The organism is Aeromonas sp. 600724 (assembly GCF_049175135.1).
Classification (GTDB): domain Bacteria; phylum Pseudomonadota; class Gammaproteobacteria; order Enterobacterales; family Aeromonadaceae; genus Aeromonas; species Aeromonas veronii_A.
Genome location: NZ_JAAKUM010000006.1, coordinates 158,969 through 184,228 on the forward strand (window position 1 = coordinate 158,969; position 25,260 = coordinate 184,228).

Here is a 25,260-nt window from a genome sequence, read left to right on the forward strand (position 1 = left end):
TATGCCACCGATTCTTACCAGCCTGCTCGACACCGACGCCTACAAGCTGCATATGCAGCAGGCGGTGTTCCATCGCTATCCGGATGCCGAGGTGGTGGCCGAGTTTCACAGCCGCAATGAAGAGGATCTGCTGCCCATGATGGGGCAGATCGAGGAGCAACTGCGCCTCGCCGGATCCCTGCGACTGACCAAGCCCGAGCTCGATTTTCTGGCCGAGCGCCCCTTCTTCACCCCTGACTACCTCGACCACCTGCGCCGCAAGCCGCTAGACGCCTCCCTGCTCAAGGTGTTCGAGCAGGATGGTCGTATCAATGTGCGGGTCGAGGGCCCCTGGCAGGATGTGATCCTGTGGGAGATCCCGGTGCTCGCCATCATCAGCGAGATGCGCAACCGCTTCCGCTACCCCCAGTTCGGCGTCAGCCACGCACTGGAGCGGCTCGATCAGAAGATCGACAAGCTGGAGAAGGAGCTGAGCCGCGACGAGATGAGCGAGTTCAACCTCATCGACTTCGGCACCCGCCGCCGCTTCTCCCACGCGGTACAGGATGCGGTAGTGGGTCGCCTCAAGGAGCGGCTGCCGGCGTTTCGCGGCACCAGCAACTACATGCTGGCCCAGAAGTACAAGCTGCCCGCTGTCGGCACCCAGGCCCATGAGTGGTTCCAGGCGCACCAGCAGCTCGGCTTCCCGCTGGAGCACAGCCAGCGCGCCGCCCTCACCAGCTGGCTGGACGAGTTCACCGACCATCTCGGCATCGCCCTGACCGACTGCATTACCATGGATGCCTTCCTGCGCGACTTCGACTTCGAGCTGGCCAGCAGCTATCAGGGCTTGCGTCACGACTCCGGCGATCCCGTGGTGTGGGGCGAGAAGGCGATCAGCCACTATCAGCGCCTTGGCATCGACCCCACCGACAAGACCCTGGTCTTCTCCGACGGGCTCAACCTCGACAAGGCGGTGCAGCTGTTCCGCCACTTCCGTGGCCGCATCAACACCAGTTTCGGTATCGGCACCAAGCTCACCTGCGATCTGCCCGGTGTCAGCCCGATGAACATCGTGTTCAAGCTGATCGAGTGCAATGGCGGCCCGGTCGCCAAGATCTCCGACAGCCCGGGAAAGACCCTCTGCCGGGATGCGGAGTTTATCCGCAACCTCAAACAGGCGTTCCACGTCGGGGTCTGATCTTCGAGATCGCCAGAAGACAAAAAGCCCGCCGGTTCGCACCGGCGGGCTTTTTTATCGACTCAAGGGGTATCAGTCTTTCTTGGCCAGCAGGAACTGCACCAGCTTGTTGAACTGCTCTTGAGAGGTGATGGATTCAATCTTCACCATGTACTTTCCGTTCACCAGGAAGGCCGGTACACCGCGAATGTTGTAGCTCTCGGTGTTGCGATCGAACTGGGAGACCATGCCGGAGACGGCGAAGCTGTCGACGGCACCGTCGAACTCTTCAGCCGGTACGCCGTTGTCCACGAAGATCTTCTTCACATCGTCACGGCTCATAGGCGGCTGACGTTGGGTGTGGATCTTGGTGAAGATGGCCGGAGTCAGCTTGGCTTCGGCATTGAGCAGGCTGGCAACGGCATAGGCACGCTGCATCTCGGGGCCCATCTCGCGACCGAGGAAAGCAACCGGGTTCTTCTTGAGGGGAACACCCTCTGGCAACCCGGCCTTCAACTGTTCAACGATCGGTTCGAAGGTAGCGCAGTGCGGGCAGTAGTAGGAGAAAAACTCCATCACTTCCGGCTGGGCACTGCCAGTCTGTTTGACCACATCGTAGTTGACGCCTTCCTTGAACTCGGGGGCGGCGTGAACCATGGGGATCATCAGCATGGCAGCAAGGAAAAATAGAACTTTTTTCATGATGTTTCCTGTTAAGGGATCACTGTGAGGCACGCCCGGCGAACCGAAGCAGTGCCAAGCCTATTGTTTCGCCATGCTAACGTCAATGGTCAGGGCCGGAGATCGAGTCCCCCTTGCCGCACAAGATCCCTTCTATTTCACCAGTTTGGCATCAGACTCAACGGCGGTGCCTTCAGTGCTTCCAGCTGATCGTGCCAAAGGTGGGGCTATCTGCTGGCCGCCGGATAAGTTACCACCCCGGCATAAGGGTCAACGGCGGTGCCTTCAGCGCCTCCAGCTGATCGTGCAGTGTCGCTATCTGTTGACGCCAGTAGTGATCGGTATTGAACCAGGGGAAGTGACGGGGGAAGGCAGGATCTTCCCAGCGCCGTGCCAGCCAGGCCATGTAGTGAACGATGCGCATCGCCCGCAGCGGCTCGATCAGCGCCAGCTCCCGCGAGTCGAACTCCATAAACTCCTCGTAGCCCGCCAGCAGGGTATCGAGCTGGATCTGCTGCTCGTGGCGCTCGCCGCTGAGCATCATCCAGAGATCCTGAATCGCGGGACCGGTGCGGCAATCATCGAGGTCGACAAACATGGGGCCATCGCGCCAGAGGATGTTGCCCGGGTGGCAATCGCCATGCAGGGAGATCTGCGCCACATCCAGGGTCATGGCGTCGCTGACATGCTTGATCAGCTCGTCGAGTACCCCGAAGAATTGCTTCGCCAGCCCGCTTGGCAGCCACTCGCCAGACGCCAGCAGATGACGCGGTTCATGCAGCATGCTCTCCACATCGAGCCGCACCCGATGGTGAAACGGCTTGCTGGCGCCGACCTGATGAATGCGACCGAGGAAACGCCCCACCCACTCTAGCTGATCGAGGTTATCCACCTCGAACTGGCGACCACCGACGCTCTGCCAGATGGCAAAGGGGTAGCCCTCGTGCTCCAGCAGGGTCTCGCCCGCGAAGGCGAGCGGCGCGGCGACCGGGATCTCAGCCTCTGCAAGGCGGGTGGCAAACTCGTGCTCCTCGAGGATCTGGGCTCGGCTCCAGCGGCCGGGACGGTAGAACTTCACCACATAGCGACGACGATCCTCATCCTGAAACTGGTAGACCCGGTTTTCGTAGCTGTTGAGCTCGATAAGGCCGGAGTCGAGCCGCAGGCCACTGAGATCGAGCGCATCCATGATGAGGTCGGGATTGAGGTCGGAATAGTTGAAACGCATGTCATCCACCATAAGAAAGGGGCGCCGTTGCGCCCCATTCTATCACTACTGACCGGCATTGCCGTGCTCGCTGGTGACCGGACTGGTGTCACGCCCCGCCCGCAGCCACACGCAGTTACAACCGGCTGATAAACTTGCTGCCCTGGCGCAGATTGCCCTTGCTGTCATCGGGCGCCGCCCCCTCCCGTTTCAGCACGAACTGGATATCCAGCGCCGGCCGTTTCAGGTTGTATGGATCGACCGCCAGACTGACCGGCAGGGTGTAGATCTCGCCCGCCTTCAGGGTCACTTCACGGGGGCCGAACCACTGATACTCGGGCAAGCCCTCCACATCCAGCTGGTAGGTCTGGGACTGCAGGGTCTTGTTGAGGATCTTGAGGGTGTAGGTGTTCTCAATCAGCCCCTCGCTGTTTTCGCGGAACAACTGGTTGCGATCCCGCAGGATATCGAGCCCCATCGGCATGATGGACATGGCGTTGTAGACAAATACCCCCAGCATCACCGCCATCACCAGCCCGTAACCAATCAGCTTGGGCCGAGCCACATGGGTGGAGTCGTTGGCCAGCTTGTGCTCTGTGGTGTAGCTGATAAGCCCTTTCGGATAACCCATACGTTCCATGGTCTGGTCGCAGGCATCGACGCAGGCACCGCAGTTGATGCACTCGTACTGCAGGCCGTCGCGGATATCGATACCGGTCGGGCAAACCTGCACGCAGAGATCGCAGTCGATACAGTCACCCAATCCCATCGCCTTGGGATCCGCCTTGCGGGAGCGGGCACCACGGGTCTCGCCACGCTTGGTGTCATAGCCGACGATGAAGGTGTCCTTGTCGAACATGGCGGACTGGAAGCGGGCGTAGGGGCACATGTGGATACACATGATGGCACGCATCCAGCCTGCGTTGCCGTAGGTGATGATGGTGAAGAAGAGCACCCAGAACAGCACCCATCCGCTGGCCTGCAGGGTGAAGAGATCCGGCACCAGTTCAGTCACATCCTGGAAGTAGGCGACGAAAGTCAGGCCGGTTACCAGCGAGATCGCCAGCCAGGCCAGATGCTTGGCTCCCTTGCGAGCCAGCTTCCCGCCGCTCCAGGGCGCCTCGTCCAGCTTGCGCCGCTTGTTGGCGGGCCCTTCCAGCTTCTCTTCAAACCAGATGAACATAAAGGTCCAGACCGTCTGCGGGCAGAGATAGCCACACCAGACCCGACCGAGGAAGGTGGTAATAAAGAAGAGTCCGAAGGCGGCGATCATGAAGAGCCAGGCGAGCAGGGTCAGATCCTGCGGCCAGATGGTGGCGCCAAAGATATGGAACTGCTGGTGACCGAGGTCGAACAGCACCGCCTGTCGCCCGTCGTAACGCAGCCAAGGCAGCAGCACGAACAGCGCCACAAAGAACCAGCCCATGGCCTTGCGCATCCGCTGCCAATACCCTTTCTGGGCCCGCACATAGATGCGGTTGCCCGGGTTGAATCTGTCGTCGCTGGCTTTGAACGTATTGGGGTTGAAGGTCCCGGTTACGCCCTTGTCGGTGACGTCCTTGATATCGATTTTATCGTGGTCGGCCATTGCAAGACATCGCTCCCTTATTTGTTATGGAGCGGATTATATCTTAAACAGCATGCTAATTGTGTGGATTAGATGTATCTAATATTGGGGTTGGATCGCAATTTTCGGCAACAAAAAAGCGCATCACCCCAGGGTGATGCGCTTCCGCTAAAGATTCACTTGATTCCGCGAGCCTTGAGCAGTGCCTCTTTGAAATCGGGCACATGATCCTTGGCCAGACCGGGGATCATCGCCTGCTTGTCGGATTCCCGCATCTTGAGGTGATAGATCAGCATGTCGTCGGTCAGCTCGGACAGAGGCCCTTCAAATCCCGCTTCTTGGGCCAGTTTGGCAACAAACTGCACCAGGCTGAGATCCTGTTCCTTGATCCAGGCAGGCTGCAACAACTCCAGCAGCTCTTCGATACGATGACATTGCATAGACAACCTCTTTAATCTGTCACGTTAAATTCAGGCAACCTTACCCATCAAGGCTACTTCGATTCGATCCCGCCCATTATGCTTGGCCTGATAGAGTGCCGCATCCGCTTTTTGGATCAAATCGGCGATTTTCATACTGTTGTCCGGTATCAGTGTCGCAACACCAAAACTACATGTGACCCGACCGGAGACCAGTGACTTCTGGTGCGGGATGGCCAGCTCCTTGAGCGCCTGCCGCACATTGTCCGCCACCTGCAACGCCCCCTGCATGCCGGTGCAGGGCAGCAGCAAGGCGAACTCTTCGCCGCCGTAACGGGCCGCCAGATCGTCCTCGCGCCGCTCCACCTCGGCCAACAAGCCCGCCACCTGTTGCAGGCAGTCATCCCCCAGCTGATGGCCGTAGAGATCGTTGAACTGCTTGAAGTAATCCACATCCACCAGCACCAGCGACAACGGCGCCCGGGCGCGGTGACAGCGCCGCCAGGCCCGCTCCAGAGAGTCGTCGAGATGGGCACGGTTGGCGATGCCGGTCAGGCCATCGAGGCGGGAGGTGAGACGCAAATGCTCGGAGACCGCCTTCAGCTCGGCCACCAGCTCGGCGTTGGAGAAACGGTGGTGGAGCGAGGCGATCTGATCCCGCCGCATCCGGCGCAGCAGGGTCGGCAAAAAGACAAACAGATAGCCCGCCAGCATGCAGGAGACGATCCGCTCCTGCTCGTTACCGTTGCCCAGCTCGAACAGCATCGCCATGCCCAGCGGCAGGGCGGAACCATAGAGGGTGCGGCGGCTACCAAACAGCATGATGGCGCTGCCGGTAAGAATGAGGCTGGAGAGCATCATCATGGCGGCCCGGTAGGTATCGGGCAGCTTGTCCATGTAGAGCAGCACCCCGAGAGCCCAGATGATGGAGGTGATGGTGGCTCCGATAAAGAGCTCCCGCTCCAGCACTGGCAGCGGTGTCTGGTGCAGGCGGGCTCGGCGCCAGCGCAGGTGCCAGCCCCGACCCAGCAGCCACAGGAAAGTGCCTGCCAGCCAACCGAGCGCTTCGATGGCGGGTAGATAGTCGTGAAACAGTAGACTCCAGCCAAATGCCAACACGCCCAAACAGGGGAGACTGAACGATGCATGGGTATAGAGCTGGGCCATAATGGCCTGCTTAACCTGGCGTGTCACACTCTGGGTCAACTGAGTACTCCTGTACAAGAGCCGAGCAGTCTACCATTACCCCCTGACCCGCAACAATAAAGCGCCGCTTATTAAGAAGTTAATCAATCAATAACGATTTCTTCTGCGCTGGCAGGTGAGTTCTTGCTCACCCCTTCTCCAATTCGTCGAGGATCGGGCACTCGGGATTTTCATCCCCGTGGCAGCAGCAAACCAACCCTTCCAGGGAGGTAAGCATGGCCTGCAAACCGGCAATGCGAGCGCGCAGATCGACGATCTTCTCCTGCGCCAGCTTCTTCACTTGGGCGCTGGTTCTGTGTTCGTCCCGATAGAGCGCCAGCAGCTCCTGACACTCCTCCAGATTGAAGCCGGTCTCCCGCGCCCGCTTGACGAAACGCAGCTCCCGCAGCGCCCCCTCGGTGTAACTGCGATAGCCGTTGTCACTGCGTACCGGGGCTGTGATGAGGCCAATGCTCTCGTAATAACGGATGGTCTTGGCGGTCAGCCCAGTGGCCTTGGCAACCTTGCTGATGTTCATTTATGCCTCCTTACTGATCGGGTTGGATGCTGGCCCGTGCGCCGCCCTGGGCTGCCAGCGTTTCAATAACAGGGAATTGCTCAAAACGGTAATGCTGCTCAGGGCCATGGCCGCCCCCGCTAACTCGGGGCTGAGGTAGCCCAACGCCGCCAGCGGAATACCGATGATATTGAACACGAAGGCCCAGAACAGATTCTGCTGTATGGTGCGCCAGGTCGCCGCCGAGATGTCGATGGCATCGGCCACCAGCCGCGGGTCAGATCGCATCAGAGTGATGGAAGCAGTCTCCATCGCCACATCGGAGCCGGAGCCCATGGCGATGCCGACGTCCGCCGCCGCCAGCGCCGGGGCATCGTTCACCCCGTCCCCCACCATGGCTACCAGCCCGCGAGTTTGCGCCCGCAGCGCCTCCACTTTCTCCACCTTGCCCGCTGGCAGCACGGAGTCAAAGGCCCCGTCCAGCCCCAGCTTGGCGGCGATATGGGCCACCGGTGCCGGTGCATCGCCACTCACCAGCCAGCTGGCGATGCCGCGCTGACGCAGGGTGGCGATGGCTTCCGGACTCTCGGGGCGCAGGGTATCGGCCAGCGCCGCGATACCAGCCACCACGCCGTCGATGGCCACCCAAACCCGGGTCGCCCCATCGGCGGCTTGTTCATCCTGTTGCGGCATTTCAATCTCGAGCTGGGCCAGCAGGGAGCCATTACCGATGGCGACCCTGTGGCCCGCCACCTGACCGACAATACCGGCCCCGACCCGCACCTCCACTGCCTCCGGCTGGGGCAACGCCACTTCTGTGCCGACGGCCTCCCGCATCGCCAGTGCCAGCGGGTGTTCGCTCGCCTGCTGCAGGGCGGCGGCCAGATGCAACTGCTCGTCATTGCCGCTCCAGCTGGCCAGCACCGGCTTGCCCTGAGTCAGGGTGCCGGTCTTGTCGAAGATCAGCGCCTTGATGGCGTGGGCCTTCTGCAGGGTATCCACATCCTTGATCAGAATGCCGTGGCGCGCCGCGACTCCGGTACCGGTGACGATGGCCGCCGGGGTCGCCAGCCCCAGCGCACAGGGGCAGGCGATCACCAGCACCGCCACAGCCGCCAGCAAGGCCTGACCGAAGTCGTTGCTGATGGCGTACCACACCAGCAGGGTGAACAGGGCGATGGCCATCACCACCGGCACGAACACGGCGGAGACCTTGTCCACAAGCTGCTGCAGCGGCGCCTTGCCCATCTGGGCGCTCTCCACCAGCGCGATGATCTTGCTGAGGCTGGAATCCTCCCCCACGGTAGTGGCTTCGATCTCCAGCACGCCGGAGCGGTTGATGGCGCCGCCCAGCACCTTGTCGCCCGCACTGCGCGGCACCGGCAGACTCTCCCCGGTGAGGATCGACTCGTCCAGCTCGCTGGCGCCGCTCAAGATTTTGCCGTCCACCGGCACCCGCTCACCTACCAGCACCCGCAGCCGATCGCCACGCAGCACCTCGTCGATGGCGACGCTCTGCCAGCTCTCGCCACGCCAGACGGTGGCGGTTTCCGGCCGCAGCGCCATCAGTTCGCGAATGGCGGACTGGGTGCTGCGTCTGGCCCGAGCTTCCAGCAGTTTCCCCAACGAAATCAGGGTAATGATGATGGCGCTCGCCTCGAAATAGAGCTTGCCGCTGGCAGCCATCCCCAGCGTCAACAACAGATAGAGACTGTAGAAGTAGGCGGCGCTGGTGCCGGTAGCCACCAGCACATCCATATTGGCTGCGCGGTTCTTGATGGCGAGCCAGGCACCGCGATAGAAGCGGGCGCCGATCCAGAACTGCACCGGGGTGGCGAGCACCAGCTCCAGCCAGGCGGGCAGATGCCAAGGGAACAGTCCGGCCATGGCCAGCATCCCCACCAGCAGCGGCAAGGTCAGCAAAGCCGAGACGATGACCCGGGTCTGCGCCTGACGGGCAGTGGCGGCTTCCTGCGCTTCCCGCTCCAGCAACTGTTGGCGGCGGCCGCTGGCCGAGCCTTGTGCCAGCTGGGCGCCAAAGCCGAGCGCCTCGATCTGCTCGCGCAAAGCGGCGGGCGTCTGCATCCCGGGGACCAGTACGATCCGGGCCTGCTCGATAGAGAAGTTGACCTCGGCCGAGATAACGCCGGGCAGCGCGGCCAGCATCTTGTTCAGCCGAGCCGAGCAACCGGCACAGGTCATGCCGGTGATTTGAAACTGGATGGTCTCGCTGCCGTAGTCGTAACCCTGACTCTTGATGCTGTCGAGCACCGCAGGCAGGCGATCGGGGCTGGCCAGCTCGATGGCAGCCTGCTCCAGCGCGAAGTTGACGGTGGCCGATACCCCGTCGAGTTTGTTGAGACTGGCTGCGATGCGGCCTGCGCAGTTGGCGCAGCTCATGCCGCTGAGCGGCAATTGCAGATGAATGGGTGATTGAAGATGAGTGGTCATGTTGTTCCTCCCCGGAACCCGTCGGCACCACAAAACGCCGACTGGCAAACCCTAACCTTTACCGCAAGGGTAAACTCAAGCCACATGATCCACTTTTTGCAGATGAAAAAAACGGCGCCCGTTTGCTGCCAGAGAGCCAACGGGCGCCGCCTTCAACTATTGTGCGGTGTGAACTGCGACTCAGATACCGTACTGGGCGCGGTAAGCCTTCATGGCAGCCAGTTGCGCCGCCAGATCCGGCTGCTCGGCCTGCTTCTCTTCCAGATAGGCAATCAGGTCGCTCATCTGAATGATGGCGATGATGTGGGCGCCGTAGTCACGCTCCACCTCCTGAATGGCGGAGAGCTCGCCCTTGCCCTTCTCCTGACGGTCCAGCGCGATCAGCACGCCCGCCAGCGAGGCGCCGTTGGCCTGGATCAGATCCATGGATTCACGGATGGCGGTGCCGGCGGTGATAACGTCGTCCACCAGCATGATGCGCCCCTTGAGCGGGCTGCCCACCAGATTGCCACCCTCGCCGTGATCCTTGGCCTCCTTGCGGTTGAAGCACCAGGGCACATCCACATCGTGTTGCTCCACCAGCTGCACGGCGGTGGCGGAAGCGATGGGGATCCCCTTGTAGGCCGGGCCAAACAGCACATCGAACTCGATGCCGGCATCCATCAGGGCGGCGGCATAGAAGCGGCCGAGACGGGCCAGATCGCGGCCGCTGTTGAACAGACCGGCGTTGAAGAAGTAGGGGCTTTTACGACCGGATTTCAGGGTAAATTCACCGAATTTGAGAACCTGTTTCTCCAGGGCGAACTCGATAAATTGACGCTGGTAGGCTTTCATTCTGGCTCCTTGCTTGGCTTGTCGTTGTCTTGTGTGGGGGTATAAAAAAACGCGGTCAATGCCGCGTTTTTAAAATTATGAAAGTGACTGCTTCTGCAACGCAATGATGTCGGCGATGCCGCCCTTGGCGAGCGCCAGCATCTCCAGCAGCTCCTCATGGGTGAAGGGCTCGGCCTCCGCGGTGCCCTGCACCTCGATGATGCGACCATCTTCGGTCATCACCACGTTCATGTCGGTCTCGGCGGCGGAGTCTTCGATGTACTCCAGATCGCAGATGGCTTCGCCCTGATACATGCCGACGGAGACGGCGGCGATCATCTGCTTGAGCGGGCTCTGCTTGATCATGCCCTTCTCGACCATCCAGTTCAGCGCATCCACCAGCGCCACGCAGGCACCGGTAATGGAAGCGGTGCGGGTGCCGCCATCGGCTTGCAGCACATCACAGTCAACTGTGATGGAGTGTTCGCCCAGCGCGGTCAGGTCTACCGCCGCGCGCAGGGAGCGGGCGATCAGACGGGAGATCTCCAGAGTACGGCCACTCTGCTTGCCGGAGGCCGCTTCGCGGTTCATCCGGGAGTGGGTGGAGCGCGGCAGCATGCCGTATTCGGCTGTCACCCAGCCCTGGTTCTTCCCTTTCAGGAAGCGAGGCACGCTGGTGTCGACGCTGGCGGTGCAGAGCACGCGAGTGTTACCGAACTCCACCAGCACTGAGCCTTCTGCATGTTTGGTGAAATTGCGGGTAATGGTAACCGGGCGAAGTTGCGCGGCACTGCGATCGCTTGGACGTGACATGGAACGGACCTCTGGGCTGGCTCAAATTGGCGGGGGATTATAAGTGATCCCGCCCCAAATATCAGCCGCTAAAACCACGGCATCGGCTGACGAGCAGGGCCGGGCTGAGTATACTGGCCGCACACTTCATCAAGCCCGGAACAATCAATGATTCACAGCATGACCGCCTACGCCCGCAAGGAACTCAAGGGCGACTGGGGCACAGCCGTTTGGGAAATCCGTTCGGTCAACCAGCGTTATCTGGAGACCTACATTCGCCTGCCGGAGCAACTGCGCAGCCTGGAGCCGGTTCTGCGTGAGCGTTTCCGCGCCAAACTGCAGCGCGGCAAGGTGGAGTGCAACCTGCGCTTCGAGGCCGCTCAGGCCGCAGCCAGCCAGCTCCATATCAATGAAGAGCTGGCCAAGCTCATCATCGACAGCGCCAGCTGGGTAATGAAAGAGGCGGGTCAGGGCCAGCTCAATCCGGTCGACGTACTGCGTTGGCCGGGCGTCATGGCTGCCGCCGAGCAGGACATGGACGCGGTCGCCACCGAGCTGCTCGGCGGTTTTGACCAGACCATGGAAGATTTTCTCGCCTCCCGCGCCAGCGAAGGGGCCAACCTCAAGGCGCTGATCGAACAGCGTCTGGCCGGTATTCAGGTGGAAGTGAAGAAGGTGCGCGTCCACCTGCCGCAGATCATCGAGTGGCAGCGCCAGAAGCTCACCGACCGTCTGGCCGAAGCCAAGGTGGAGCTGGATCCGGCCCGCATCGAGCAGGAGATCGTGCTGCTGGCCCAGAAGATCGACGTAGCCGAAGAGCTGGATCGTCTGGAGATGCACATCAGCGAGACCAACAAGATCATGAAGAAGGGTGGCGCCTGCGGCCGTCGTCTCGACTTTATGATGCAGGAGTTCAACCGCGAGTCGAACACGCTTGGTTCAAAGTCGATCAACGCCGAAGTGACCCAGTCCGCCGTCGAGCTGAAAGTCCTCATCGAGCAGATGCGCGAGCAGATCCAGAATATTGAATAGTTTTACCTTACTTTCCAATTCTTTCCGCTTATCGTCAAAGCCCTGTTTTTACAGGGCTTTTTCTTTTCACCCTGTCCTACCTCGTTTCATCTTGTTTCATCCATGCGGTGAGTTAACTGGTGAGTAATGGATCTGTATACTCACTTCAAATGGTGAGTAATAGGAGGATCTATGGCCATGACAGCAAAGCAAGTCGCCGCACTTGCAAAGGCCGGGGAGCCAATACGGAAGTCAGACGGTAAAGGGCTGTACTTCGTCGTCCCGGACTCGGGAAGCCCGTACTGGGCGCTAAGGTACAGCGTGGATGGCAAACGCAAGCAGATGACACTGGGCCAGTATGCCGACATGTCACTGGCAGATGCTCGGACAGAAGCGGAAGTCTTCAAGCGCGAACTCCGCCAGGGAGTCGACCCGCTGATTGCCAAACAACGCCAGAAATGGATCGGGATCAGCAGCGTCGATGACTTGTTCCAGGATTGGTACACGAATGACCTGCTCCCCAGACTGAAGCACCCCAATATTCCGGCCAGGATTTTCAACAAAGACATCAAACCCGTCATCGGTGAGCTCAAGATTCATGATGTAACGGCACTTGATGTTCGAGAAGTCATCCATCGAGTCAGAGACAGCGGGCGTCCAACCGTTGCGAACGACACCCTGGGTTACATGAAGCAGCTCTTCAACCACGCAGTAAAGCTTGAGCTGACCGCAAACAATCCTGCATCACCTTTCACCATCAACGATGCCGGGGGACTCGAAGAATCCCGAGCCAGAGCGCTAAAGCTGGACGAAGTAGAACAGGTATTCAAAGTTTTCAGGAAGCATCTGAACAGCTTTGGCAGAGACAACTACCTGTCATGCTGCCTGTTCCTGGTGCTCGGGAACCGGAAAAGCGAGTTGTGCGAGGCCCCCTGGTCAGAATTTGATCTGGGGCAGTATGTTTGGCACATACCTCAGGAGCGGGTAAAGACCGGAATCCCAATCTCTATACCTCTACCAGGCCAAGCCATGGCGTGGCTGAATGAGCTCAAAGTAAGATCACTGGGTTCTGAGTACGTTTTCCCAGCCAGGCGCCGCAGCAAACTGCCCCATATGGGGCCTGACACCCTGAATCGTGCGATCTCCAAGCTGTTTGGACGAGAAGCAGGACGGAAGATCCAGCCACCCAACGTAATGGGCGACATCAAGCACTTCACCGTCCATGATCTCAGGCGAACCTTCAGAAGCCTAGCCTCCTCAGTTGGGACGCCGCGTCACATTGCGCGTCTCTGCACCAACCATCGGCAGGGAGGAGTAGATGGTATCTATGATAGGCATGAGTACTTCGAGGAGCGGAAAGCGGCTCACCAGAAGGTAGCCGATCTGGTCTCGCCATACCTATAGGCGGCTTGTCCGTGCAACCATCCCATATACCAACCATTGGAGTAACCATCCGGGACACTCCAGTCGGAATCAAGCTAGTTGACGCACAATGATGTTGTGCATATCATGAAGTAAAGAGAATCGCACGATATGGCTGTCGAGTTTAGAGACACGTGGCTGGAAGCGTTTTACGAGGATGACCAAAGCCACAGGAGGATACCTAGTATCATCGAAGGTGCATTGTTCAGGAAGCTGGAGATCTTGGACGCAGCGACCCAGGAGTCAGACTTGAGAATCCCTCCGGGTAACCGCTTCGAGCACCTTGAAGGGAATATGGCCGGGTGGTGTTCCATCCGGGTAAACAAGCAATACCGGCTGATCTTCAGATGGATCGATGGCGTTGCCCAAGATACTTATCTGGATCCTCATGTTTACAGGGGCTAGTGGAGGATAAGGTTATGAGAAACACAAAACGTCGCCCAGTTACGGTCGGTCAGATGCTGGTAACCGAGTTCCTGGAGCCTATGAACATCGAGATCAACGAACTGGCTGAAGCCATGGGTGTGCACAGAAACACCCTGAGTCGGATCGTTCACGACAAGGGGGCATTGACCGCACCCATGTCAATCAAACTGGCAGCGGCCTTGGGTAACACGCCGGAGTTCTGGCTCAATATTCAGCACTCAGTAGAGTTGTGGGATGTTCGGCATAGAGCCTTTGAGCAGGAAGCAAAGAATGTTAAACGAGTAACGCCTCACTTGGAGAACAGGGAAGCAGTTATTTAGCAGATAAGACCATAACGCTATGATCATACGGTCTAAGGTGGTCGCAACATAGAAGGATTATTACAACAAATGCCTTGGACTTCGGAGCATGTTAACTGGCTCATTGATACAGGTGAACGACTGAAAACTGCCAATGGCAAGGAGGTAGAAGTTTGGGCGTTCCGTCATGAGAAAGACGAGGCTGTACTCTCCGCTTGGGCAAAACACTTTCGCAACCACTACTGCTTGGACACCGATATAGATTTCCTCAGAGGTCAACAATCTCGTAAAGACTATCTCAATACACTTAAATTCCCTTGTAGCTCTACAAAGCTTGGCCCTGGAATCCGAGCAGGTGATTTTGGTGAAATTCTCGTTGCCGACTATCTTCAATGGCGTCTCGGCTTCTGGGTTCCCAGAGTACGGTGGTCGTCGAAGGTTGTCCGAGATGAGTCACCCAAGGGCAGCGACGTTATTGGTTTTCGCTTCCGCAATCAGGATTACTCGACGTCTCCAGAAGACCTTCTGATTGTATTCGAAGCCAAGACTCAGTTCTCAGGATCTGGGAAAAACAGGTTACAAGATGCTATTAATGATTCAGCAAAAGATCACCTTAGAATAGGTGAATCGCTCCACTTCATTAAGCAAAAGCTATTCGAGAAAGGAAGCAGAGAGCAAGCTCAGCTAATTGATCGATTTCAAAATCCAGTTGACATTCCATATAAAGAGTCCTTTGGTGCTGCGGCAATCATCTCAGATGAACACTTTGATGCGAATGTCATAGGGTCTTCGAATTGCGAGACAATCCCGAAGTCTCCAAAATCAAAGGAACATATCTCTCATCCAAACGGTGAAAATCTGGTCCTCTTGGTTATAAAGGGACCCGACATGATGGCTTTGGTCCACGAGCTCTACAGGAGGGCTGCGGATGAAGCCTGAACAGAAATCCCAACTACTGCTTGGCGTCACACGGTCAAAGGCCAAGATGATCGAGTATAATGTTCCGGAAGAACATCACATCAAAATCATACAAGATCCAGCCAAGCTTTTCCCTATTTCGATCGGGCTACTGGGTGACCTTGCCGCCACAATGAACAGAGACAATCCGGACCCTGAGTTACTCTCGGAACTGAGGAGAAGCCTACTCTTCTCTGCCCATTTTTTTGATTCGTATGTCCAGTCAAAGTTGAATGAAAGTCTAGATCCGTATCTCTTACTAGTTGGAGCTTCGTCGTACTATCTTTGTGATTTACCTGGAAGCGCCTCGGTACTAGCCCGGAAAGTAGATGCTGATTTCCCAGATCTAGATGCCTACGGCCTGGAAAATCTAATTTTTTGGATGTTGCGAGGAGATATATCTACATATTTTGGTGGTGCAGAGGGAAAACTCGGAAATTATATTGATGCCGTTTTCGAGGCGCTAGTCCAGTTTGTACAAAATGGCACTGGTGAAAAAGAAGTCCTCGACCAGCTTAGAAAGCTAAGGGGTGCTGTTTATGAATTAGGTTCTCCTAGGCAGCTTCTTCTCGGTGATATTGCTACCGCCCTAATCAGAAAAAAAATTCAGAACTCCTGTTGGATTGCTCTCCCTTTCTATTCAGGGCTTTCAAGAGATAAATGGCAACCCTCTATTCAGAAGAAGTCTTTCATCAAAGAGTTGTGGCCAGCACAACACCTTTTGGGAAGAGCAGATGTTCTCAAAGGTAAATCTGCTATCGTTCAAATGCCTACCAGTGCGGGAAAAACAAAAGCAACCGAGCTTATTCTTCGTAGCGCGTTTCTGGCAGATCGCGTGGCACTGGCCATTATCATCGCTCCGTTTCGGGCACTATGCCATGAGATAAAAAACAGTCTCATTGAGGCGTTCCACAACGAACCCACTAAGGTGGATGAATTATCCGATGCCCTACAGACCGACTTCGAGATTGCCGAGCTCTTGGGGCACCAACAGATCCTTGTTGTTACTCCCGAGAAGCTGCTTTACGTCCTTAGGCATGCTCCAGAGCTGGCTGATCACATTGGGCTATTAGTTTTTGACGAAGGCCACCAGTTTGACAGCGGCACCAGAGGCATAACATACGAACTACTCCTGACATCGTTGCGCTCAATGATCCCTGAAAGAACTCAGAAGGTGTTAATCTCGGCTGTTATCAGCAACGCCAAGTCTGTCGGAGAGTGGCTGAACGGGGAACCCAATGTTGTTGAAGGCACGACTCTGATTCCGACCTTCAGGTCAGTCGGGTTCGCGAGCTGGCTTGATCAATTGGGAAGGATCGAATACGTCGACAGCCGTGATGCCGAACAAGGCGAGTTTTTCGTTCCGAGGGTAATCGAAAGATTCACTCTTGGACGGAAACCAAGGGAAACAACTGAACGTTTTTTTCCAGAACAAGCGATGAAACCTAATGGCAAGCCAAATCCTGATTTTGGGAAAACAGTAGCACTTTACCTAGGGTTGAAATTGGCCCCGAATGGCAGTATCGCTATCTTTTGTGGGAGAAAATCAACAGCAGCAAGCATCTGCGATAAAATCGTCGATATTATCGAACGAGGCGCCCCCTTGGCCTTGCCGTCAGATTTCTCTGACACCCAGGAAGTTGAGCGGTTGAGACATCTGCATGTCGAAAATCTCGGCGCTGACGCCCCGGCGTCACAAAGCGCGGCTCACGGCATTTTCTCCCATCATGGCAATACGCCGCACGGTATCCGTCTGGCGGTGGAGCATGCCATGCGCAACGACCTTGTGCGATTCGTTGTTTGCACATCCACATTGGCACAGGGCGTAAATCTTCCGATTCGATATCTCATCGTGACCAGTGTTTACCAAGGTATGGAGCGCATCAAAGTTCGCGATTTCCACAACCTCATTGGCCGAGCGGGTCGCGCCGGGATGCATACTGAAGGCAGTATTCTGTTTGCAGATCCGGTAATCTATGATAAGCGAAAGGTCCGTAGGGACAAATGGCGCTGGGAGCAAGTGAAAGAACTCCTTGAGCCTTCTAATTCAGAGCCATGTATTAGTAACCTCTTATCGATCTTCGACGCCATCAAGAGTGATGACGAGAAATTCATCATCACAATGGAGGCTCTGGATTTTGCCAAGGCCTATATCAACGATCCCGATGAAGTTACCCAGTATGCTGCTAGGATAGCCGCACAACATGGGAACAAAGGATTCTCACGAGATGGTGTCGAGCGGCAGGTCGCTTGGAGAATCAGCCTCATCTGTGCCATCGAGAGCTTCCTGTTATCCCATTGGGATGAATCCGAGGATGGTCTTTCGGAAGCTGATGTGACCCGTCTGGCCGAAGGGACTCTGGCTTTCTTCCTGGCCGATGCTCAGAAAAAGGAGCATATCCGCGAGTTGTTTCAGCTTCTCGCTGGGAACATATCGGTAAATATCACAGATCCGGCTCGCCGCAAAATCTACGGCAGGACGCTTTACGGAATTCGGGATGCCCAAGCCATTGAGGGATGGGTTCAAGCCAACGTTGACAGCCTGCTTTCGATTGATGATGAAACAGAAGCGCTCGATCTTGTCTGGCCATTGCTTACCCAGCATATCAACGGGGGAGTGTTCACAAAGTTCGATAAACCGGAGGTTCTTAAAGAAATCGCGCATGGATGGATCAGTGGAAGGCCCTTTAACGATCTCCTCAAAATCATTCGTGAGCGAAAATGTAAGATGATTTGGGGCACCCGACGGCGAGAGTTCAAGGTCGACCATGTTGTCGATGTTTGCGAAGGTACGCTTGCCTACGAAGGAGCCCTCTTAGTAGGCGCATTATGTGAATTCGTGGGGGCATCAGACCAAAAAGAGGCTGGAGAGCTTATAAGTAAGCTACAACTTTTCCAAAAGCGTCTCAAATATGGATTGCCTACAGAAACTGCCATCTCCCTTTATGAACTCGGATTTTCTGATCGTGTGGTTTCCCAAGGCATTGCAAAAGAAATGGGTCTTATTGAAACACAAAAGGATGATTTGATTAATACCTTTAAACAAAAGCGAGACGCGGCTTCTGCTACGATAGAAAAATATCCAAGTTATTTCCATGAGAGGATGAATGAGTTTATTTTCTGATAAACAACGCCCCTCTGAAATCAACTGGACGAGCTAACCTCGTCCTTCTTTCCTGAATGATCAGACCATTGTCAGAGGTGTGCTCTGATTTCCTTTGATGAGATGACTCTTCCACAAGCCCTCAAACTGAGTATTTGGGCTACGTATAGCCATTTCTAGCTAGGCCCGGTTAAACATCTAAACAGCATCCAAAAGTCGCTTTTGGATACTTTACTTTAAAGATTGAACTGAGAGCTACTGTGCCACTATCGAAAACCAATCAAAAAGCGACTTCTTTATTTGTGGATGCTTCTTCTCAGAGCTTAGAAGATACTGAAAAGCCACCGAAAAGCGACTTTACGATGGGCTTGACGCCTCTATCAGCTTGATTAATATATAAGTTGTAAACGGTAGCTGGCCCAAAACAGCATTTTTCCAAATCCAAGGCGTTTGCCTTCACTTCGTTAACCCTCAGGGGGACTGTCCCCTAGGGGCACTCCTCCGTCTAAAACCTATCTCCCCGGAGGAAAAAGAGATGTTTATCATCACTGTGCTTGCTGCGTTCTGCTGCTGCCTGCGTTTGTGCATTCCGCAAGCGACCAGGCTTCCATATCGCGATCTGGCTGACAGCTATGTCGCGTTCCTGGCGCTCAATTCCGAGCGGCCAAACATAAGAGGGCCTCCCTCATCCGTCAGAACGAGTGCTGGATTTCCGGCTTACTCGATGCTCCACCCCGTCTCTGTCGCCGTAGGCGTAAACAGAGACGGGGGTATAACCCCCGACGGAAGCCTTGTGCCTCAACGGCTCAAGGCTTTCGCCCCGCGCACGAATGTGCGCGAACAATACCGCCTTCGGCGGTTGGCGCGCTTCGCGCTTCCTTTCCAGAGAATGACACGACAGTACCAGCCGGATCTGCTGGCAGTTTGTTCCGTCGGAACAGACCAGCCAGTGGAATGAGTAGTTCGCTCCATAGCAGTACCGCTCGTATGAAACGACCGTGGGCATCGGTTTATCTGCCCTGTGCCTGGGCGAGATCCCCAGCGTTGGCCTTAGCATGCAGAGCTAATTAAAAACTGCGTTTCACTTACCACCGAGTACGGACGGGCCAGCAACACGTTGATTAACAAGATCATAAGGAGCACACGATGCGCTCAGAGCGGACTAATCCGGATTCCCGGAATTTTGGTCTCCGAAGTCGCGATATGGGCAAGGCAGGCCTGAATGCACTGAAGGAAGGTATGAAGAGTTTCCAGTCCATAGCCACGATCCACGACCGATGGAGCGTGTTTAGCGACTGGATTAAGTCCGAACAGGGCATTAAGGACATGCGTGATATAGAAAAGGCTCATTTGATCGCTTATGCGGCGCACCTTAATGATCGCTACGAGCGGGGAGAAATCGCGCCATCCACGGCGCAGAACTACCTGAGCGCAGTGAATCGGGTGTTGGAGATTGCGCGAGGCGACCGGCAGGTACGTGTAGACCCCGTCTCCGAGGGTGGACTTCCAAAGCGCTCAGGCATCGCCACTGGCGACCGGAGTGTTTCGGAGGTGGCCCATTATGCCGCAATGGGGGCGGCCTCCGAGCGCCTTGGGGCTTTGCTGGAACTACAGCGTAATTTTGGTCTGCGGTTCGAGGAGTCGGCCAAGCTGGATGCTGCCAGGGCACTAAGAGAGGCCGAGAAAACCGGCTCCGTGAGCATAAAGGATGGCACCAAGGGGGGCCGGGCGCGCACTGTTCCGATCACCAGTGAGGCTCAAATTACGGCGCTCCAGCGGGCCGCCGCCATACAGGATGGCCGCAGCATGATTCCTACTGAGCAGAATTATCGCGAGTTCCGGCAAGAAGCCTACCGGGAGATTGGCCGCCATCCGGTGAACTTCCATGGTGAGCGGCACCACTACGCTCAAACCCGCTACCGGGACCTGCTGGGCGCGGAATGCCCGGTAAAAGCAGGAATAAAGCATGGCCGCGCCCATCATGAATACCTTGCCAAGGAACTTGGAGTATCTGTCGCCCACGCCAGGATGCTGGACCAGGAGATCCGGTCGGAGGTTGCGCGAGAGCTGGGCCACGGTCGTATCGACGTAACAAACTCCTATTTGGGGTAAGCAACATCAGGAGGAACCAATGGAAAAATGGGTTAGAGAAAGATCACATGTCTATGTCCGCCACGGCGGAAAGACCGCAAGGCGGGCGATGGTGAAACGCCTGATAGCGATTCTAGAGGACATTGCGGCCAATGAGAAAGGTGTTAAATCCCCATCCCAGGTAGGAAGAGCCCATATCCACAGATACTACGTCAGGCACCAGAGGCTGAGTGCGACTACATTGCGTGATCACTTCTATGCGTTCCGACTCCTGTGGGAATTGCTTGGTCGCGCTGGCGATCCTCCAAATCCTCCAAAGAAGGCTCACCTCATTGATAATCAAGCAGATACCGCGTTCTTGGATCGCTAAGCGCCCTGATTTAAATTGATTTTTAGAGAAAAGCCTATAGACTTGATGGTGTATCTTGCATTTTTTGATATGCAAGATTAGTATGTGCCGCCTAAACAACACGGGTCGTTATCATGCTTAGCGTAAATACTATGGTCGAAAGACTTGTAGCATATAGATTGCTGAAAAACGTAAATCAAGACGAGCTAGCCACCGCAATGGGGTTCAATGCTCGTCAAACTCTCTCTGCAATTGAAAAATATGAAAGAGCTTTAAAACCAGAAGAATTGCTAAAAGCATTAGATTACTTAAAGGTCAACTTTGAGGATTTTGTCGATCCCTACTCGTTAGTTGGTGAGGCTGTATATTCTTGGCGTCAGACTGACTCATCTCAGGACACTTTAGATTCTTTTGAAGCTGACACTAGCCGAATAATTGCCTTATATCGAGATCTACACAAACAGTTTTCATCAAAGAAACCAAGTGTTTTGCTGCCTAAAATATCGATAAAAAAGACCAGTAGCTTTGATGAAGCAGAGCAAATTGGGCAATCATTAGCTGATGAACTTGAACTTGGTGACTATCCAGCAGAGAGATTGGAAGAACAATTGTTCGATAAATTTAATATAGCTACTCTTTATCTGGATATGCCAAGTTCTGTTTCAGGAGCTGCTACAAAGTTGAATGATATGTTTGTCATTTTAGCAAATAGAAATGAAGTTATTGGTCGTATAAATTTTGATATTGCTCATGAGACTTTTCATTGCTTAACATGGGATGCGATCCCTCCAGCTTATATTGAAAAGGCATATTCTTCAGCAAATAGGCCTCATGAAGAAAAGCTGGCGGATGCATTTGCAAGCGCATTGTTAATGCCTAAAAAAAATATAGAGAAACATTTTCCTAATTCGTCTGAGTTTATCACTGAAGATTCTATAAATGTATTAGCCACAAAATTTGGAGTTTCATCTCAAGCGATGAAGTGGCGCCTAAAAAGTTTAAGGAAAATGACGCAAAGACAAGTGCAATCTTTGGATGAGCGTCTGTTAATTAATAATGGAAATCTAGTAAACTCAAACAAACCAAAACGTTATAACGCTCAATTTGTTGATTATTTATATAAAGCAATTGATACCGGATATTTATCGGTGCGTAAAATATCATCAACCTTAAAGATATCTTTTGACGAGTTAAGTTTGCTCTTTAAAGACTATGGGAAAGACTCCCCATTTGATCTATAAGGACTAATGATGATCAAGTCTGGTGATATTGTTTTAATTGATACTAATGTGATTTTAGAGTCCCACAGACTTTCTTGCTGGGGACATTTAGTTCAAGAATTTGAGCTTCATACTGTAACTAAGGTACTTGAAGAAACCCAAAATGGTTACTGCAATCGTAGCACTCAAATAGACTATGGGACTCTAAAAGATAGTTTTCATCACGTCTATGACGTAACACAAGTCGATCTGCTCACATGCGATATGACTTATCCTAACGCAAAAATTATGACGCTTGACCCTGGCGAGAGAGACCTTATCACTTATGCAACATCATTAGGGAAAGATTGCTGGCTACTTTGCAGCCCAGATAAAGCCGCGATGAGAACGACTCACGCCCTTGGTTGTTTGGACTCGGTAGTATCCCTTGAGACAATGCTTAGTGTTACTTCATTACAGCTGAAGTCAAAATTAAGGGATAACTATACAGAAAACTGGAACTCAAGAACCAAAACTTCAATTAAATTAGGAGCTTTTTAGCTATTGTTTCACACACGACTTCAAACTTAATCTGAAAGATATGAGTTTTTACTTTTACTTGCCAGATGTTCAGTCATTTTGACCGTCGCTCACTTAACTTGTTTCCACCTTTATTCTTACGATGCCCAAAAAGGGCAGTTCCAGCGAGTATCCTCTGACGTATTGCTTGTTAAAGTGTTCTCAACTTCAGCCCCGTGCTGAGTGAGCGCGATAGCTGGTCGCCAAAAACAAACAGCAAACTTAAATCCTTCCCTTAGCCGGGGGTTCTCCGGTTAAGGGAGAACCCTCAAAGAAATTTGAGGTGTTGTATGTCAAAAATCGAAGTTAACGGTCTGATTCTTCCACTTAATGATGCGCATGTTCATCAACGGCGTGGAGTAACAGCCGCTAGAACTGAATCTGGCGAACCACTTCATATCACCATATTGCGGTGTCTTGATGGTCGTCATACGAAAACTTACTGTGGATTAGCGAGAGCTGATAACTCAGAAGACTTCGTGAAAATCATGGAATGGGGTGACAAATTTGAGCCAATCGTGGATTGGTTCAATACCGTCCAATAAGTCCTTTCCTATCCCGTAACCGGGGTTCACCGGTTACGCGGTGCAGCCCCTTCAATTCCAAATTAATTGGAGGTGTTTATGTACTTTTCCACTTTCGTTTTGATCATGATTGTTACCGTTGGCGTCATTGCTTTCGGAGCTTCTATCGTTGCCAAGCTATTAAAAGCGGCGTCGATGGCAGTATATCGGTCCTTGAGAAAAACGCGGCCCGTACGGGTCGTCAGTCCGCTGGCTACTGTCAGCAGTTCATTGAACGGAGAATGGTTGAGAGCTACCTCCGGTAGCAATCAATCCGGCGTTTTCGATGCTATCGAATGCGCGCCGCTTGAAGGGGAACTGGTTTCTGAGCGAGCTGCAATTGCTTCCAATAAGAAGTTCTTGTCGGCCAAGGTGTGAATAACCTTTCAGAACGATAGCCTTAAATCACCCTGCCGGGTACTTTGCCCGGTTGGGCTAAGTCCCGGCTTTTAAACTCTTGGAGAATGAAAATGCTGGGACAAACTAAAACAGAAATCCATCAATTCGACGTGTGTGGCCGCGTGTATTACCGTGGGGTTAACTACACCGAAAAAGAAGGTGAATTAGCTGTTGAAACTGTAGAGGCTTCTTCTCATGATGAGGCTGAAAAGATGTTTAAAAGCTTACAGGATGAGTACGCTTGTGAGTGTAATCGGACTGTTGAGCGCGTCGATATCACTTTCACTATTGACTTGACGATAGCTGAAAGCGACAACGATGAACCGTACTTAGTGATTTAATCGCTAATAACAACGAAGGGCCAGCTCGTCTGGCCCTTCGTTATTTCTGGGAAGAGGAAATGTCTGAATCAGCTTTATGATCCTGTTTGGCCGTTGTCTGCTTGTTGTCCACGATGCGGAGCATCACTGATGCCTTGCGTTTGGCCTCGGCTACAACTTCGGGTTTCTCTTGCTCCAAGAGTTGCTCTAGTGTTCTTGCCACTGGAATATACCGTTTAATGATGTAAAGTTAGAGTATAGAACCGAATGATTGGGAGAGCTAGATGGACGCTTTTACAATAGGAATGCTGAGCTTACTGGCATTTTTTACTGTGGTCACTTTTGGAAGTTTGTACCTCTATAACAAATCCCGTAAAAACGGTACTGAGTAATCGTTGCGTTCAGGAACTTTCACATGTGAAAGTTTTCCATCGGTCATGGCATCAACTATCTCTTCGTCCAACTTGATGTCTACCATAGGCTCTCCCTTATAGGTGAACCGTGACCACTTGGTAGTTTGAAACACACCATGAGGTACCTCGTCATCATCTCCCAGCCAAGTGCGTAGTCGGAGATCGATAACCCAATCACCATCCCCCTCCAGTTTTACCCAGCAGTGCGGCACTACCAGGTCGCCATGTTTCTCGTCTTTTACATAGCCTATGTAGCTCCGGTGGGGAATGCCGCCTTTCCGAAGCAGGTGGCTGATCACATACGTCATGCCATCACAGTAGAGGCCGGTCTCCTCCAAAGGAAGCAGAGCGATCTCCAGGGCATCATGCCACACGCTCATCCTTGATCCGGCGTGATGAATAGTTCGGCCTTCCCTGTTGTCAGGATCACTGGTGCCGTGTAGCCGTCAGTATTCAGCTTTTGCGATGCAACGAAGATGAATGCCCATGACGGAAGCTCCCGGCTGATGCCTGCAAGCAACTGGTTCTTGTCCAGGCTGGAACCCTTAGGGATGTTCACTTTGATGCGGGAGTAATCCGTTTCGTCATCCGCATAGAAGCCATAACCGCTCTGCTCGCCTGCCACAAAATCAGGAGCTTTTCTCGGCGCCTTTGTGGGGGCATATACGGTCGTGGCCACATAACAGGACTGATCATAGTCTCGATTGGCGGTTTCCCAGTCAGGGCAACCGTGCTCGGGAGCGACAATCCGCACCGAGGAAAAAATGTACTCCGACACCAGGGGAAGGTCCTGATGTAGATTGCTGTTATCGACAATGTATTTGACATTCGCCTGCTGTAAGGACTTCTCAATGCCGTCGAGCAGGGTGCTCGATATCAGTTCCCAGGCTTCTCCGGCATCACTTGCTTGTGTTTCCGGAACCCAGCCAAATACGCTGTCTCGCTCCATAACGCCCTTTGGTGCAAAGGCACTGGTCAATACGCCCAAGCCCAATGACTTGCCCCAGTCCAATCCAAGCCCATGTCCGGAATTGAACAGCAGTGCGTCACCCGAGATATCCCATCCCTTGCTGATAACACCGTCTCGCTGATCCCTTGGGATGTCGTAATCTCTTGCGTCGTAGAGGCCTCCGGCCTGGGCCAAGTTGTAGGCGCGGCTATGGTCTCCCTTGTATTGGTAGCTGTTTGTCGTCGTTACGCAACCTGAGGCCAGTCCGGCAGCAAGAATTATTGCGTTTAGTTTCTTTGTCATTGAGGTTTCTCCTATGCAATGGAATTAGGTTGCCATAGGTTCTCCAAAACGCAACAACATGCAGGCATCTTCTTGAAATAAATGGA

Annotated in this window: 25 protein-coding genes; 14 read left to right on the forward strand and 11 right to left on the reverse strand. The window is 54.2% G+C overall.

Features of this window, described 5'->3' with window-relative positions:
- Window position 1 precedes the first annotated feature (1 nt).
- Complete coding sequence (gene pncB, locus G5168_RS07790; RefSeq protein WP_042062464.1) at window positions 2–1,180, forward strand: nicotinate phosphoribosyltransferase; 1,179 nt, start codon at window positions 2–4, stop codon at window positions 1,178–1,180.
- A gap of 72 nt (window positions 1,181–1,252) precedes the next feature.
- Here pncB and G5168_RS07795 read toward each other — a convergent pair whose 3' ends face one another.
- From G5168_RS07795 to rph, 9 genes are all read right to left on the reverse strand, one after another.
- Complete coding sequence (locus G5168_RS07795; protein ID WP_005339604.1) at window positions 1,253–1,861, reverse strand: thiol:disulfide interchange protein DsbA/DsbL; 609 nt, start codon at window positions 1,859–1,861, stop codon at window positions 1,253–1,255.
- A gap of 229 nt (window positions 1,862–2,090) precedes the next feature.
- Entirely contained in the window at window positions 2,091–3,080 is a 990-nt protein-coding gene (locus G5168_RS07800) for a serine/threonine protein kinase (RefSeq protein WP_421252050.1), read from the reverse strand.
- Window positions 3,081–3,183: 103 nt separating this feature from the next.
- Window positions 3,184–4,635 carry a cytochrome c oxidase accessory protein CcoG gene (ccoG, locus tag G5168_RS07805; protein ID WP_040067623.1) on the reverse strand — a complete coding sequence of 484 codons (1,452 nt, stop codon included), beginning with the start codon at window positions 4,633–4,635 and terminating at the stop codon, window positions 3,184–3,186.
- 155 nt (window positions 4,636–4,790) lie between these two features.
- Entirely contained in the window at window positions 4,791–5,054 is a 264-nt protein-coding gene (locus G5168_RS07810) for a YihD family protein (RefSeq protein WP_005339598.1), read from the reverse strand.
- Between the two features lie 30 nt (window positions 5,055–5,084).
- On the reverse strand, window positions 5,085–6,239 hold the full coding sequence (locus G5168_RS07815) for a GGDEF domain-containing protein (RefSeq protein WP_005339596.1): 1,155 nt from the start codon (window positions 6,237–6,239) through the stop codon (window positions 5,085–5,087).
- A 127-nt stretch (window positions 6,240–6,366) separates the two neighbouring features.
- Window positions 6,367–6,756: a Cu(I)-responsive transcriptional regulator gene (cueR, locus tag G5168_RS07820; RefSeq protein WP_005356117.1), complete on the reverse strand. Its 390-nt coding sequence runs from the start codon at window positions 6,754–6,756 to the stop codon at window positions 6,367–6,369.
- On the reverse strand, window positions 6,757–9,186 hold the full coding sequence (locus G5168_RS07825; protein ID WP_421252051.1) for a heavy metal translocating P-type ATPase: 2,430 nt from the start codon (window positions 9,184–9,186) through the stop codon (window positions 6,757–6,759).
- Between the two features lie 180 nt (window positions 9,187–9,366).
- Window positions 9,367–10,020: an orotate phosphoribosyltransferase gene (pyrE, locus tag G5168_RS07830; RefSeq protein WP_216952344.1), complete on the reverse strand. Its 654-nt coding sequence runs from the start codon at window positions 10,018–10,020 to the stop codon at window positions 9,367–9,369.
- Between the two features lie 75 nt (window positions 10,021–10,095).
- Complete coding sequence (rph, locus tag G5168_RS07835; protein ID WP_005339589.1) at window positions 10,096–10,812, reverse strand: ribonuclease PH; 717 nt, start codon at window positions 10,810–10,812, stop codon at window positions 10,096–10,098.
- Window positions 10,813–10,959: 147 nt separating this feature from the next.
- Here rph and G5168_RS07840 point away from each other — a divergent pair, with 147 nt between their 5' ends.
- From G5168_RS07840 to G5168_RS07900, 13 genes are all read left to right on the forward strand, one after another.
- Window positions 10,960–11,823, forward strand: coding sequence for a YicC/YloC family endoribonuclease (locus G5168_RS07840; RefSeq protein WP_042031958.1), 864 nt, complete (start codon window positions 10,960–10,962; stop codon window positions 11,821–11,823).
- A gap of 177 nt (window positions 11,824–12,000) precedes the next feature.
- Entirely contained in the window at window positions 12,001–13,206 is a 1,206-nt protein-coding gene (locus G5168_RS07845) for a tyrosine-type recombinase/integrase (RefSeq protein WP_421252052.1), read from the forward strand.
- A 129-nt stretch (window positions 13,207–13,335) separates the two neighbouring features.
- Window positions 13,336–13,629, forward strand: a complete 294-nt coding sequence (locus tag G5168_RS07850; protein ID WP_421252053.1) for a type II toxin-antitoxin system RelE/ParE family toxin — start codon at window positions 13,336–13,338, stop codon at window positions 13,627–13,629.
- Between the two features lie 14 nt (window positions 13,630–13,643).
- On the forward strand, window positions 13,644–13,970 hold the full coding sequence (locus tag G5168_RS07855; RefSeq protein WP_057108202.1) for a HigA family addiction module antitoxin: 327 nt from the start codon (window positions 13,644–13,646) through the stop codon (window positions 13,968–13,970).
- Between the two features lie 69 nt (window positions 13,971–14,039).
- Entirely contained in the window at window positions 14,040–14,888 is an 849-nt protein-coding gene (locus G5168_RS07860; protein WP_057108201.1) for a Hachiman antiphage defense system protein HamA, read from the forward strand.
- On the forward strand, window positions 14,878–18,030 hold the full coding sequence (locus G5168_RS07865; protein WP_421252054.1) for a DEAD/DEAH box helicase: 3,153 nt from the start codon (window positions 14,878–14,880) through the stop codon (window positions 18,028–18,030). The genes G5168_RS07860 and G5168_RS07865 overlap by 11 nt, the downstream gene beginning before the upstream one ends.
- Before the next feature lie 1,218 nt (window positions 18,031–19,248).
- Complete coding sequence (locus G5168_RS07870) at window positions 19,249–20,121, forward strand: integrase domain-containing protein (RefSeq protein WP_069140164.1); 873 nt, start codon at window positions 19,249–19,251, stop codon at window positions 20,119–20,121.
- Between the two features lie 19 nt (window positions 20,122–20,140).
- A complete protein-coding gene (locus G5168_RS07875; RefSeq protein WP_089643898.1) occupies window positions 20,141–20,470 on the forward strand; it encodes a hypothetical protein in 330 nt (109 codons plus the stop codon).
- 131 nt (window positions 20,471–20,601) lie between these two features.
- On the forward strand, window positions 20,602–21,690 hold the full coding sequence (locus G5168_RS07880; protein WP_421252055.1) for an XRE family transcriptional regulator: 1,089 nt from the start codon (window positions 20,602–20,604) through the stop codon (window positions 21,688–21,690).
- A 9-nt stretch (window positions 21,691–21,699) separates the two neighbouring features.
- Window positions 21,700–22,209 (forward strand): hypothetical protein, encoded by a 510-nt coding sequence (locus G5168_RS07885; RefSeq protein WP_089643900.1) that lies wholly within the window; start codon window positions 21,700–21,702, stop codon window positions 22,207–22,209.
- Window positions 22,210–22,517: 308 nt separating this feature from the next.
- Window positions 22,518–22,772, forward strand: a complete 255-nt coding sequence (locus G5168_RS07890) for a hypothetical protein (protein ID WP_089643901.1) — start codon at window positions 22,518–22,520, stop codon at window positions 22,770–22,772.
- Window positions 22,773–22,850: 78 nt separating this feature from the next.
- Window positions 22,851–23,168, forward strand: a complete 318-nt coding sequence (locus G5168_RS07895) for a hypothetical protein (protein ID WP_089643902.1) — start codon at window positions 22,851–22,853, stop codon at window positions 23,166–23,168.
- Between the two features lie 92 nt (window positions 23,169–23,260).
- The gene (locus G5168_RS07900) at window positions 23,261–23,530 is read left to right on the forward strand and encodes a hypothetical protein (protein ID WP_096002393.1); all 270 of its coding nucleotides are present in this window, start codon (window positions 23,261–23,263) and stop codon (window positions 23,528–23,530) included.
- A 337-nt stretch (window positions 23,531–23,867) separates the two neighbouring features.
- Here G5168_RS07900 and G5168_RS07905 read toward each other — a convergent pair whose 3' ends face one another.
- Window positions 23,868–24,302, reverse strand: a complete 435-nt coding sequence (locus tag G5168_RS07905; protein ID WP_089643904.1) for a hypothetical protein — start codon at window positions 24,300–24,302, stop codon at window positions 23,868–23,870.
- Window positions 24,299–25,174 (reverse strand): hypothetical protein, encoded by an 876-nt coding sequence (locus G5168_RS07910; protein WP_421252056.1) that lies wholly within the window; start codon window positions 25,172–25,174, stop codon window positions 24,299–24,301. Before G5168_RS07910 ends, G5168_RS07905 begins: the two co-directional genes overlap by 4 nt.
- Window positions 25,175–25,260 lie beyond the last annotated feature (86 nt).

Coding starts and splice junctions, on each gene's coding strand:
- pncB (WP_042062464.1), top strand. CDS start 2: ATGCCACCGATTCTTACCAGCCTGCTCGACACCGACGCCTACAAGCTG.
- G5168_RS07795 (WP_005339604.1), bottom strand. CDS start 1,861: ATGAAAAAAGTTCTATTTTTCCTTGCTGCCATGCTGATGATCCCCATG.
- G5168_RS07800 (WP_421252050.1), bottom strand. CDS start 3,080: ATGGTGGATGACATGCGTTTCAACTATTCCGACCTCAATCCCGACCTC.
- ccoG (WP_040067623.1), bottom strand. CDS start 4,635: ATGGCCGACCACGATAAAATCGATATCAAGGACGTCACCGACAAGGGC.
- G5168_RS07810 (WP_005339598.1), bottom strand. CDS start 5,054: ATGCAATGTCATCGTATCGAAGAGCTGCTGGAGTTGTTGCAGCCTGCC.
- cueR (WP_005356117.1), bottom strand. CDS start 6,756: ATGAACATCAGCAAGGTTGCCAAGGCCACTGGGCTGACCGCCAAGACC.
- G5168_RS07825 (WP_421252051.1), bottom strand. CDS start 9,186: ATGACCACTCATCTTCAATCACCCATTCATCTGCAATTGCCGCTCAGC.
- pyrE (WP_216952344.1), bottom strand. CDS start 10,020: ATGAAAGCCTACCAGCGTCAATTTATCGAGTTCGCCCTGGAGAAACAG.
- rph (WP_005339589.1), bottom strand. CDS start 10,812: ATGTCACGTCCAAGCGATCGCAGTGCCGCGCAACTTCGCCCGGTTACC.
- G5168_RS07840 (WP_042031958.1), top strand. CDS start 10,960: ATGATTCACAGCATGACCGCCTACGCCCGCAAGGAACTCAAGGGCGAC.
- G5168_RS07845 (WP_421252052.1), top strand. CDS start 12,001: ATGACAGCAAAGCAAGTCGCCGCACTTGCAAAGGCCGGGGAGCCAATA.
- G5168_RS07850 (WP_421252053.1), top strand. CDS start 13,336: ATGGCTGTCGAGTTTAGAGACACGTGGCTGGAAGCGTTTTACGAGGAT.
- G5168_RS07855 (WP_057108202.1), top strand. CDS start 13,644: ATGAGAAACACAAAACGTCGCCCAGTTACGGTCGGTCAGATGCTGGTA.
- G5168_RS07860 (WP_057108201.1), top strand. CDS start 14,040: ATGCCTTGGACTTCGGAGCATGTTAACTGGCTCATTGATACAGGTGAA.
- G5168_RS07865 (WP_421252054.1), top strand. CDS start 14,878: ATGAAGCCTGAACAGAAATCCCAACTACTGCTTGGCGTCACACGGTCA.
- G5168_RS07870 (WP_069140164.1), top strand. CDS start 19,249: ATGAAGAGTTTCCAGTCCATAGCCACGATCCACGACCGATGGAGCGTG.
- G5168_RS07875 (WP_089643898.1), top strand. CDS start 20,141: ATGGAAAAATGGGTTAGAGAAAGATCACATGTCTATGTCCGCCACGGC.
- G5168_RS07880 (WP_421252055.1), top strand. CDS start 20,602: ATGGTCGAAAGACTTGTAGCATATAGATTGCTGAAAAACGTAAATCAA.
- G5168_RS07885 (WP_089643900.1), top strand. CDS start 21,700: ATGATCAAGTCTGGTGATATTGTTTTAATTGATACTAATGTGATTTTA.
- G5168_RS07890 (WP_089643901.1), top strand. CDS start 22,518: ATGTCAAAAATCGAAGTTAACGGTCTGATTCTTCCACTTAATGATGCG.
- G5168_RS07895 (WP_089643902.1), top strand. CDS start 22,851: ATGTACTTTTCCACTTTCGTTTTGATCATGATTGTTACCGTTGGCGTC.
- G5168_RS07900 (WP_096002393.1), top strand. CDS start 23,261: ATGCTGGGACAAACTAAAACAGAAATCCATCAATTCGACGTGTGTGGC.
- G5168_RS07905 (WP_089643904.1), bottom strand. CDS start 24,302: ATGAGCGTGTGGCATGATGCCCTGGAGATCGCTCTGCTTCCTTTGGAG.
- G5168_RS07910 (WP_421252056.1), bottom strand. CDS start 25,174: ATGACAAAGAAACTAAACGCAATAATTCTTGCTGCCGGACTGGCCTCA.